The sequence below is a fragment of the Promicromonospora iranensis genome (assembly GCF_028994805.1).
In the GTDB taxonomy this organism is placed as follows: Bacteria; Actinomycetota; Actinomycetes; order Actinomycetales; family Cellulomonadaceae; genus Promicromonospora; species Promicromonospora iranensis.
Genome location: NZ_JAJQQP010000003.1, coordinates 133656 through 144967 on the forward strand (window position 1 = coordinate 133656; position 11312 = coordinate 144967).

The following is an 11312-nucleotide window of genomic DNA, read 5'->3' on the forward strand; positions in this document are numbered from 1 at the left end:
ACTGGATTCAGTCGGTGCCGAGCTGAAACTCGTACGCCTGGCGCACAAGTCCCATGATGTACATGAAGTCGGAGCCCTCGTCGAGCGTCACCTCGGTCGGCCCGTTTCCCCAGTGACCCTTTCCGCTGACGTCGTAGGCGAGCTCCCGGTCGTCGTGGAGCGCCTCGATGGGCAAGTTCAGACTCAGTCGGAGCCGGCCAACCTGAGGCACGACATCGACGAAGTTCGTCTCCGACTTGAATGCGACATACAGCTTGAGGAACGTCCGAGTGACCCCAGGATCGAGCGCAAATACCTCGGTGGTGAACCGGTCGAAGAGCTGTCGCCGCTGTGGCGGTAGCAGGTTTGGGTGGTCTTCGATGGTGAACCCAGTGGCTGACTTCGGTGGTGCGAAGGAGGCAGCCAGACCAGCGTCGAGCGTGGGTCTCGCCCAGATGGCGACGGCACGGTCAGCGAGTAGATCTGCACGTGCCTCGATCTGCTCCGGTCCCCACGTCTCGAGTTGGCCGAGGCCTCTGTTGAGCCGGAGTGGAGAGTCTTTGAACCCGCCCTCCATGTCACGCTTCTTCTCGAACGGGTGATCCGAGTACTCAGAGTTGTATCCCGTGAGCGTGAGGTTGCCGAGCGTGTGCAGGTACTTCGCCTGTGTCTCCTGCCAGTTCTCACCTAGCGCAGCTCGCCATGCGGCCGAGAGGTTCTCGTTCTGCGGCAGGATGTGTTCGATCGTGTAGTCCTCGATCGAGACGTGTTCTTTGCGCCCGTGGTTCTCGAGAACTCTGAGGAAGTATGACCTGCGCTGGAAATGGTAAAGGTCGGTCGTCCGAAGGGCATCGGTGAACTCGGCGTCACTCGGGAGAGTTCGGTAGCTCTTCATGCCGAGGAAATGCGCCTTGACGCTGTCGACGTACCGGTCCTTACGAATCGACTTGCTGAATGTGGCAAACGTCGTGTTCAGCGAGTTCGTCGGGATTCGGCACACAGCACGCCGGAAGATGTACGCGGTGACCATCTCGACGATTTCAAGGAGCTCAGCCTCTGAGAGGATACCGAGCTCGTGGTCCGTGTACGCCTCTAGCAGGAACGGATAGACGACATCAGCCTTGATCTGGTCTAGGTCCTTGAACGCGGTCCGAAGCACGGGCCGTTCCTCCTGGCCGAGGGCGATGGCACAGTATCGCCGGGAGTACTCCCGAAGCCGCACGACGAGGTCACTCACCGACTCCCCAGCCATCGCCACGTCCCGGGCGTAGTCCTTGAACGCCTCGTAGATGTCGCCGACACGCGGGATACTACCGGTTGTCACGGTCAGGAAGTGGCGTACGAATTGGTCAAACTGGACCTCGTACGCGCCCGCGCCGAAGTCGATCTCCATCGGTCGCCAGTACCGGGTGTACAACTTCTCCTGCGCGCTGGGCTTCAGATCCATCAGAACGAAGTTGCGGATCAAGTCGGCCTGCGAGAGCTTCTTGCCAGTCGAGTTCATTGCTTCGAAGACGAGCTGTGGGTTGTCGACTCCTCGCTCGAGGTGAACGTCGACAACGACTAGCTTGGCGAGACCACGGCAGATGACCGCGAGGTCGGCAACAGGCGCGGTGAGGAAACGACGGATGAGCTCGTAGTTCTCTACGACCCGGCTCGACGCGTGATCCTCCAAGCCAGCCTGGTCGATCACAGCGAACAGCGCGGTGCGGTCGCCCTGCGACAAGACGAGCTTGTATCGGCGGTCGTCCTCCTCGTCGTCGTTGAGCAGGTACCGGTTCCGGATCTTCCTCGGCGAGAACCCGTCCACGGGTTCTCGCTGGTCCTCAGGCAGGCCCGCAAGATGCGCTGTGAGCGCCGCCAAAATCAGCGTTACCGTGGTGACGCGCTGCTGGCCGTCGATGATGAGGTTCGGCTCGATATCAGTGATGGCGCCTTGTGCCTTCTCGACGTAAACGACCGATCCTGTGAAGTGTGCACCGAGCGAGTCGTTCGACCCCGCTCGCAGGATGTCGGACCAGAGCTGCTCGACCTCGCTCCGGGTCCACGCATACGCCCGCTGGTAGATCGGGACGACGAACTGGTTGCTCTTCTTTAGCAGCGTGAGTAGCTGCGTGTCGACAGCCTTCATGCCCGTCCTGCCTGGTCCATGACACCGTCGGCGTCGTCCATTGTCGAAACCACCGCGTACGAGAGATCCGGTAGGCCAAGGCGCTCGGCGACAGTCGTGAAGTGCAGCTTGCCAGCGATCGTCTTGGGCTCCTGGAAGTCGGCGAGAAGCGTCGTGTTCGTGGTGCCCTTCGTCTCGAAGACGATGTAGCGACTGCCGTCAGGCAGCTCGACCATGACGGCCCAGTCAGGGTTGTAGCTCCCGAACGGGGTCGGTACGAGGAACCTAGACGGGAGCTTGACGAAGGCCTTGACATCCTCGCGGCGGAGCAGGTTCAGTGCGAACTCCTTCTCCACGGTGGAGTCGACGACGACGTGCGCGTAGGGCGACTTGGCGCCGAAGTCGATCGCCTTCCCTTCCTGATCGGAGATGACGTTCCCCCCGTTGCCGACGTATCCGTGCAGGTCTTCGGTAGCCAGCAGCGTCTGTGGGTACCAGCGTTCGTGGTCGGGCCGGCTATCGGCAACCAGGTCGTACTGGAGCCCCTTGACGAGGAACTGTTCCTTGGTCTCGTTGAGCATCCGCGACACCCGGTCCACGTAGGCCTGCGGATTGTCACGGAATTGCTGGAGCGTGCCCGAGTCGGTCAGGACGTGCGCGATGGTCGTCCGGGTGAGCTGAGTCCGGTCGGCGAGAACCGAGAGGATGTCGGGCAGGTCCTCGCTATCCGCGTAGGTGACGTCCGCCCGCCGAACCTTGGCGAGTTCGGCGCTCAGTCCGCTCTGGTCTATCTTCTCGACACGGGACGTCTGCCACTCACCCTTGCGCTTCGGCACAGGGTTGTCGCGGAGTGACGTCTTGAGGCGCTGGACGAGCGTGCCGCGCAGTTCGTCCTCGTCCACTTGGACGCGGTACTCGGTGCGGTGTCGAACGCGGTCCCACAGCGCCTGGAACTCGGGGCTGTCCAGCCGGTCCTGGGCGACAGGGATGAGAACACGCTCGGCCGCCTTCTTGATATCGATCGGCTTCGCGAGACGCTTGATCAGGCCGAGCAGCGCAACCTGACCTGCCTCCTGCGGCACGACGGCGGATACGAGCGCCCGCAGTTCTTCGTCGTCCTCCTGGACGGCCTTACGCAATGCCTCCTGGACACCGCCGGCCGGGTCGATGTAGCCGCCCATGACAAGGCTGGTGAAGAAGCTCTGAGCGGCGGCGTTGCCGACTGGGACAGTGACACCTCCCGCGGACGGGTCCTTGAACGTCAGGCGCGAAAACCCATCGACCGTGACCTTGCCGAACTCGATACCAAGATCGTCGGCCAGCTCGTGCTGGAGGCGATCGGCAAACTCTTCGTACGACTCGTTCGCTATCACCGTGAGCCGGTTGACGCCGAATCCGCGCAGGCGGTTGCCGTTTCCGTCGACGCAGAGCCGCAGGCCGCGGCCGATGCTCTGCCGCCGCCACCGCTCGGAGCCCATGTTCCGCAGCACGCAGATCTGGAAGACGTTCGGGTTGTCCCAGCCCTCCTGAAGCGCGGAGTGGCTGAAGATGAACCGGATCGGGGTTCCTGGGGTGGTGAGCCAGGCCTTGCGCTTCATGATCTGCTCGTAGGCAAGCTCTGCCTGCTGCCGACCGGATGCGGAACGCTCCGAAGTTTCGACGAACCGCTCCGCGCCGGTTTTCTTGTTCCGGTCTACCGAGAAATAGCCCTGGTGAGCCTCAGCGGCGATGGCGTCCGCGGCACGGTCGTCGAGGAGCGTCGTGAACTCCGGCAGCTTCGCGATGCGCGCGTATTCTTCTTCGAAGATCCGCGCGTACTCCCCTCTTTGCGCAATGCCATCCTCGTCGTAGACGCGGTACTTCGACACCGAGTCGACGAAGAACAGGCTGAGCACCTTGATCGGCAAGCCGCTGAGATGGAACTCCTGCTCCTTGCGCAGGTGCTGTTGAATGGTCTGGACAATCATCTGCCGGGCACGTTCGCCGGAGTTCACCTCGGAGCCAATCGGGTCGCCGGGGTGTAGAGGTTGCGCCACGGTATCGAACCGGATCCGTTCCGGGGCGACACTCAGTTCGGTGACCGTCAGATCCTTGTACAGGTCTCGACCGGTGACGTACTGGAGGTTGTCCCCGTCGCGAACCGTCACTACCTTGCGGACGATCTTCCCGCCCTGCTCCACGTCGACCTCGACGCGGGCGCTAAATTGTCCCGCGCTGCGCTTCACACTCTTCAGCTGGACATAGGGTTGCGTACCGCTCGACTCCGTCACGAGCGAGTCGACCTCGATCTGCTTGACCAGCTGCTGCTCGTAGGCGGCGATCGCGTCGAGCCGGTAGATGAGGTTGCCCTTGTCGAACTTCGGGTGGGTCGCCGAGTAGCGCAGTACGGCCAGCGGGTCGAACTTTTCGATCGCAAGGCGGCCGGCGCCCTTCTTCTTGCGGGGATTCCCGTCGTCGCCGTAGACGCTTTGTGGCTCGTCCACGATCACGATGGGCCGGGTGGCGCTGATCAGATCGATCGGCTTCTCGTCGTCAAGGTCCTCGGACGGCTTGTGGATCGTATTTGACGCCTTGTTGATCGCGGCCACGGTCACGACCATGATCTCGATCCCCGATGACGTGGCGAACGACCGGACACGCGACGGGTTGTTGCCGTCGTACTGGAAGTACTGCATCGGCTGGTTGCCGTAGAGGCCGCCGAAGTGCTCCTTGAGCATTGCGAGGGAAGCGAGTACGCCCTCCTTGATCGCGACGGACGGCACCAAGACCACGAACTTGGTGAACCCGTAGAGCTTGTTCAGTTCGTAGATTGTCCGCAGGTAGACGTAGGTCTTGCCTGTGCCCGTCTCCATCTCGATCGTGAAATTCATCGAGTCGAGCGACGGTTCCGGTGCCAGTCCGGTGGCGTCCTGCACCCTCCTGAGGTTCTCGTGGATCGTGTCTGGGTCCAGCACGAGCCGGTTCGCGATGCCCGCGTCGGCCAGCCCCTGGAAGCCCGCGTGGAGCGACGGGTGGGCGTACACGTCGAAGGCGCCAGTCATGGCGTCCTGCCCGCGGAACAGGCCCGTCACCGCGTCGATGGCATGCCGCTGGTAGTCGAGGTTGGCCTCGAAGGAGAACTTCATTCAGATGCTCCGGAAGGTCGTGAAGCCGGCTTGCTTGACGGCGGCGTCGAGGTTGAGTTTCGCTGACGAGTCAGCAAAGCCCGTGTCGCGGACGACGATGGTTATGTCGGACTCGACCGGGTTCTCGTCCCGCCACTCCACGAGCGCGCGGGCGACCTCATTTGACTCCTCCGTGGTGACGTTCTCTCCGAAGAATGCGTACAACGTGCCGTGGCCGAGGCAGTACAGATTGCTGCCCGCCACGGGGCGGGTGTCGACGGGCGTCGTCAGGTCGATACCGAGGCGCAGCATCGTCTCAACCAGCAGGTCGTCGGTGGTGCGGCCCTCGACGAGGTTGTCGACTGCCTCGATCAGGCTCAGTTCGCCTGTGCCGTCCCACGGGCGGATGTTCGACGGCGCGAGCCGGTAGGACCGGAAGCCGAGGTCAATCTCCGCTGACTCCAGGGTGAGGCCCTCCGCGATCCTCTTGCTGGCGCGGCGCAGGCGCTCGCGTGTGATGTCCGCGATCGACTTGTAGCCGTCCTTGTTCACCGGCTCATCGAGCTGGACCAGGACGTATCGGCGATTGCCGCCATCAGTAGCATTGAGGTCCATGACCGCATGGCCCGTAGAGCCGGAGCCAGCGAAGAAGTCGAGGACGAGGGCGTCCTTGCTTGATCGGGTCACCAGGTCGATCCAGCGAGCTAGGACTTCGGTGTCCTTGGGGAACTCGAATGGTGCGTCGCCGTTGAAAAGCTCCTTGAGTCGACGACCTGCATGGGTCCGCTGTCGTTCGAACACCGACATCACAACCTGCCCCGTGACATCCTCCAGGCGCTTCTTCAGCGAGATTGGTTTTGTGTGGTCGTCGCGGAAAATTACCTGACCCGCGGTGATGGCCTCCTGCATGCGCTCTGGTGTCGCATACAGCCAGCCCCGCTCAGGTACAGGAACTGGGTAGCCCGTCTTTGGGTGCAGGACGTCGTACTTCGGGCCCTTTCCACCGGGCCATGTGATGTTGTCGTCGCGGGCCAGTCCGCCATCCGGCAAGAAGTAGGTGTACCGAGCCATGGCCTGAATGGGTGAGTCTTCTCCCTGAGACTTGAACCACCCCTGCATGATCTTGCGAGCGCGAACCTCGTCGCCATCGGCTTCGATCCACGCGTTTCGGCCAGCGTCAAGGACTTCGTGCACCCCGGGCTTCGTCTCGCGCCAGCGGATATCAGCTTGGCGCAGAGCACCTTCGCTCTTGGCGTACACAAGCATGTAATCGTGGCCCACGGATATGTACCGCGAGTCGTTTTTTCGCCCCCCCTGCCAGACGGCGCTCGCGATGAAATTCTCTGCCCCGAATACCCGGTCAAGTAGCAGCTTCAGCCGCGCGTGCTCTGTGTCGTCGATTGCCGCGATGAGAACACCCGTCTCCTTGAGGAGTGAGTGCGCGACTAGAAGCCGTGGGTACATCATTGACAACCACTTGGCGTGAAGATTAGCGGACTGGCGCCGTTCCTCTGCGCGGTCGGAACCCTCGCCCGTCTGAGTGGCGCCCTCGTTGTCGCGTAGGCCGGCATCTGCCTCGTGCTCAGCGACGGTCGAACTCCGCTTGTCCTCGTACACGAAGTCACTGCCGGTGTTGTACGGCGGGTCGATGTAGATCACGTCGACCTTGCTCGTGTACCCGCGGCGCAGGAGTCGCAGCACCTCAAGGTTGTCGCCCTCGATGACGATGTTCTTCGTGCTGTCCCACTCCACGGACTCGTCGGGCCGGGGGAGGAGCGTGCTCGTGGCAGGCACGGTGGACAGCCGGCGTGCTTCGGCTATCCCGACCCACCGCAGGCCCGATGTTTCGGTCCCGGACGCCTCGGCCTGCTCACCCAGGAGGTCGCGGAGAACGTCGAGGCTGACGCGCCCGTCCACGACCGCGTCGGGGAAGAGCTCGGCGAGCACGGCGACATTGCTGCGTGCCTCACCTGGGCCGGTCAGCTCCTTGATGGGCGTGTAGTCGATGTCCTCGAGATCGTGGTGCGTGGTCACTGCTGTGCCTCCTGCTTCGGGGTGCTCGCCGCGTACAGCGAGCCTCGGACGCTGTCGATCTCGGTGCGCAGGCTCTTGGCTCGCGTGTTGAGGTCGATCCTTCGTTGCATGTTCTTCTCTCGGCCGGCGTCGCGCACGACGGCCACAAGCTCGGCGTCGAGTGCCGCGAGCCGCTGCCGGAGCGCGACAGCTTCGGCCGCCGTCAGCGCGACGGAGGCTGGTTTGCCGTTCGCCGCGACGGTCCGGACTAGGTCGCGGTGGAGTGCGGCGAGGTCGGTCTGTGCCAACCGCCCGACACGCACCGTTTCTGGTGCGAGATCCTCGATCGGCACCGTGATCGAAACCTCGATCACTGACCTGCCCTCCTCGGTCTTGCTGAGGCGGGTGAGCGCCAGGGAGAGGTGCGTGCCGCCGTCTGGTACGACCAAGCCGATGATCGCCGGACGCGGCATGGACCGGTGCAGAAGCTCGGCGGCGCGGATGCGATCGGGCTGCTTGGCTCGCTCCACGAGCTGCACCTCGAGTACAGGGATCATGTCGACGCGGTGGTCGTCGTCCGCGAAGCCCCGGACCCCGATTGTCTGAGGGCTCAGGACGCCGACGATTGTCGCTTGAGCGATCACCTTCGTGAGTAGCCGGGCATCCGCCGGGGACTCGTCCCACTGCGCAGCGATGTCCTTCTTGGTCAGACGATGAGTCTGGCGCGTCGCGGCGACAGGCAGAGCCAGAAGGCCAGGCAAGTCGATCAGTTCAGCGGTCACGGGATTACCGCCACCCAGGCGACAACGTCGACAGACTCCAAACCTGGCACCGATGCGTCCGTCCCAAGGAGGGAAGGACCCGATGCGAAGATCGACGCTGCGAGCTTCTGCTCCGCCTGTCCGGACGCCGCCCGGACAGCCGCGTCGAGGAGGCCCTGGTAGTGCTTCATGCTGCGGCCCTGCCGCGTCGCCCTCTCGAAATCGGCGATAACTTCGGCACCAGGTTCGGTGCCGTCCAGGCAGTGGCGACGGAGCACGTCAAGTGCGCGCTTCGGCTCCTCGACCGGATGAGCGAGGCTGCCGTTGTCGGACACGTATGCGAGGACGTACGGAGCGAGAGGGTACGCCGCGGAGAACGCGAAGGCGTCGTCGCGGACGTGCAGGAGGAAGACGGCGCCTGGCGCCAAGTTGTCGCTCGTGAGCCCCTGATCAAAGCGGGTCACGCCGAACAGCGCCTGAGGCCACTGCTTGAGGCGCGCCAGCTCACCGCGTGGCCGCGAGGCGGCATCCATCCGAAAGTCCGAGAGGGTCAGGTCTGTAATCGACAACCCTCCCGCAAGGTCCTCCATCGTGGGGGCTGAGGTTTGGAGCTGCTGGAGCTGCTTGCGACGGTAGTCCAGGTCATTCATCTCGGAGTCGTCCAGGACGTTTTCCTCACCCGTCGCGGAGACATCGAGAAGCTTCATGCGGCTGGAGACACGGCCCTCGAGGTTGATGTACGAGTCGAGGTCGGGCGTCGGCCAGAAGTTGACCAGCTGGACCGACTCGTTCGTGGTCCCGAGACGGTCCACGCGGCCGAACCGCTGGACGATGCGCACGGGGTTCCAGTGGATGTCGTAGTTGACGACGGTGTCGCAGTCCTGGAGGTTCTGGCCCTCGGAGATCGTGTCCGTCGCGATGACGAAGTCGATCTGAGGCCCGTCGAGGTCTCCCCCCTTGGAGCGCGGCGAGAAGGCAGTGAGCACCGTGTGCATCTCGTGGCGTACCGGGGCAGTGGTCCTGGTCTTGCTGCCCGTGATGAGGGCGGTGTGCACGCCCAGCTCGCGGGCCGCCCAGTCAGCGATGTGGTCGTAGAGGTACTCGGCGGTGTCGGAGAAAGCGGTGAAGACGAGAGCCTTGCGGTTGCCGTCATTCGTCGGTTTCTCGGCCTTCTCCTGGAGGAACTCCTTGAGCTTGGCGAGCTTGGCATCGCGGTCGGCGTCTACCTGGCTTACTTCGTCGAGCAGCCCGGCGATTGTGGCACGGTCCTCTTGGAGGTCCTGTCGCCACCGGCGACGGTCGAGATCTTGGACGAAGACCTTGACGTTTCCACCGACAGTATCCTCCAGCTCTGGGTCGTCCAGACCGAGGCTGAGTGCGGCGCTGTCGTCGCCGATCGACGCTCCCGGAGCGGAGCGCGTGTCGAATTCGTCGATCCGCTGGATGGCCGCGTCGATCGTCGTCAGGATCTTGGTCAGCGTCATGCCGAGGGACTGCACGGACGACTCGAGGCGCTTGAGCAGACCGACGCGGAGCAGGTGAACCACGTTGTTCTCACGGTCCGTCTGGACCCACTTGCGCTTTCCGCCGGTGCGGAGGGCCTGGTCGTAGAGCGAAGCGTACTTCTCATGATGGACCGGGAGCACATAGGACGTGGGCTTGTAGGCGGCGAGTGTGAGCCGGAGGATCGCGCGGTTGATCTGCTCGAGCGAGATCATCGCGTCGGCCAGGTCGATCCCTGGGGTCAGGTTCCTTGGGGCCTTCCGTACGGGGAACTTGCCCGTGTCCTCAGTGCCGTAGTACTTCTCGATGTGCTTGCGCGAGCGGGCGATGGTTACCAGGTCGAGCAGGCGGATGTAGTCCATGCCGAGAGTGCCCACGAGGGATTTCGCCGTTCGCTGTGACTCGGGCATCTTCTGCCAGGCGTTGAACCGTGTCTGCGCCTGACGCAGGGTCACGGCGATGTCCTTGATGCCCTCCGAGCCGAGCGCCTTGTCGTCGCCCTCCGTCGCAAAGAGAACCTGATTGCGTAGATCCGCAAGGCGGGTGTTGACCGGGGTGGCGCTCAGCATGAGGACCTTGGTCTTCACACCTGCCTTGATGACCGCCTCCATGAGTCGTTCGTAGCGAGTGGTGCGATCGGCAACCTGAGGGTTGTTGCGGAAGTTGTGCGATTCATCGACCACTACCAGGTCGTAGTTGCCCCACGCGATGTTCGCCAGGTCGATGTCCCCAGACTTGCCGCGCGTGCGCGACAGATCAGTGTGGTTCAAGACATCGAAACTGAACCGGTCCGTGACCAGCGGATTGCGGGAGTCGTTTGCGCGGTAGAGGGTCCAGTTCTCCCGGAGGCGTTTTGGCGCCAGGACGAGGACGCGGTCGTTGCGCAGCTCGTAGTACTTGATGACTGCGAGGGCCTCGAAGGTCTTACCGAGGCCGACACTGTCGGCGATGATGCATCCGTTGTGCCGCTCTAGCTTCTCGATCGCGCCGAGGACGCCGTCGCGCTGGAACTTGTAGAGCTTCTTCCAGACTGCGGTGTCGTAGAAGCCGGTCAGGCCGCGCGCCTCGGTTTCCTCGCCCGACTCCTCAACGAAGTCCTTGAAGAGCGAGATGAGAATGCGCAGGTAGACGGACTCTGGCGCGTTGTCGCGGAACAGAGCGCGGGCTGCTCCGAGGAATTCCTCCTGTGCGCTCTTCGTGGCGGTCGCGTCGTGCCATAGCCGGTCGAACTGGAGCGCCACCTGCTTCACTTGGTTCACGTCCGTGAGCTCCTGCGGGAAGTGCAGGTCCGGTGAGGTGACTAGGCCGAGGCTCTCCGCCTCAAGGCCGGCGCCCTTGACCGCGTAGGGAAAGGGCCCTTCGACTGCGGTCCACGCCTCACGCGTGCGGCGGTTGAGCGTCCGTACCTGCATCGTCCGCTCGGCCCATGTCACAAATTCGCGCGCAACACGGTGCTGATCCAGGCGGGAGCGGAACAGATTCTCCTCGCTCAAGCCGTTCAACCGGTGGGTCTCGAGGCTGTTCTCCCAAAGGATCAACCGCAGTTCGTCATCCGCGAGCTCGTCCTTCAGCTCGTCGTAGACGTAGATCGAGAATGACTCGGACAGTGCGTCCAGACGCGCGGCGCCCGTGAGGTGCTTGCGCAGGCGGTCGATCGGACGCCCGGCGTCATCGGTCATGGAAGGCTGCCTCCGTGCAGGTCTGATGGCCAAAGGCCCGCATCGGAAGCGAGCCGAGCAGAATATCGGCAAATCGATCATATGGGAACTGGGCGCGGGGTACCGGGGCCAATCGGGTGAAACGGCGGGTGGTTGTCGCGGAGGCCCGCATCATCGCCGAAGG

General features: G+C 63.4%; 5 protein-coding genes. All 5 read right to left on the minus strand.

Annotated elements, in window-relative coordinates; translation table 11 throughout:
• Positions 1–7: 7 nt before the first annotated feature.
• From LUM46_RS05595 to LUM46_RS05615, 5 genes are read right to left on the minus strand one after another with little or no spacing between them, the layout of a single operon-like run.
• The gene (locus tag LUM46_RS05595; RefSeq protein ID WP_274992793.1) at positions 8–2110 is read right to left on the minus strand and encodes a DUF262 and DUF1524 domain-containing protein; all 2103 of its coding nucleotides are present in this window, start codon (positions 2108–2110) and stop codon (positions 8–10) included.
• A complete protein-coding gene (locus LUM46_RS05600) occupies positions 2107–5214 on the minus strand; it encodes a restriction endonuclease (RefSeq protein ID WP_274992794.1) in 3108 nt (1035 codons plus the stop codon). The genes LUM46_RS05595 and LUM46_RS05600 overlap by 4 nt, the downstream gene beginning before the upstream one ends.
• On the minus strand, positions 5215–7227 hold the full coding sequence (locus tag LUM46_RS05605) for a site-specific DNA-methyltransferase (RefSeq protein ID WP_274992795.1): 2013 nt from the start codon (positions 7225–7227) through the stop codon (positions 5215–5217).
• On the minus strand, positions 7224–7988 hold the full coding sequence (locus tag LUM46_RS05610) for a DUF4391 domain-containing protein (RefSeq protein ID WP_274992796.1): 765 nt from the start codon (positions 7986–7988) through the stop codon (positions 7224–7226). The genes LUM46_RS05605 and LUM46_RS05610 overlap by 4 nt, the downstream gene beginning before the upstream one ends.
• Positions 7985–11149 (minus strand): helicase-related protein, encoded by a 3165-nt coding sequence (locus LUM46_RS05615; protein WP_274992797.1) that lies wholly within the window; start codon positions 11147–11149, stop codon positions 7985–7987. The genes LUM46_RS05610 and LUM46_RS05615 overlap by 4 nt, the downstream gene beginning before the upstream one ends.
• Between the last annotated feature and the right edge of the window lie 163 nt (positions 11150–11312).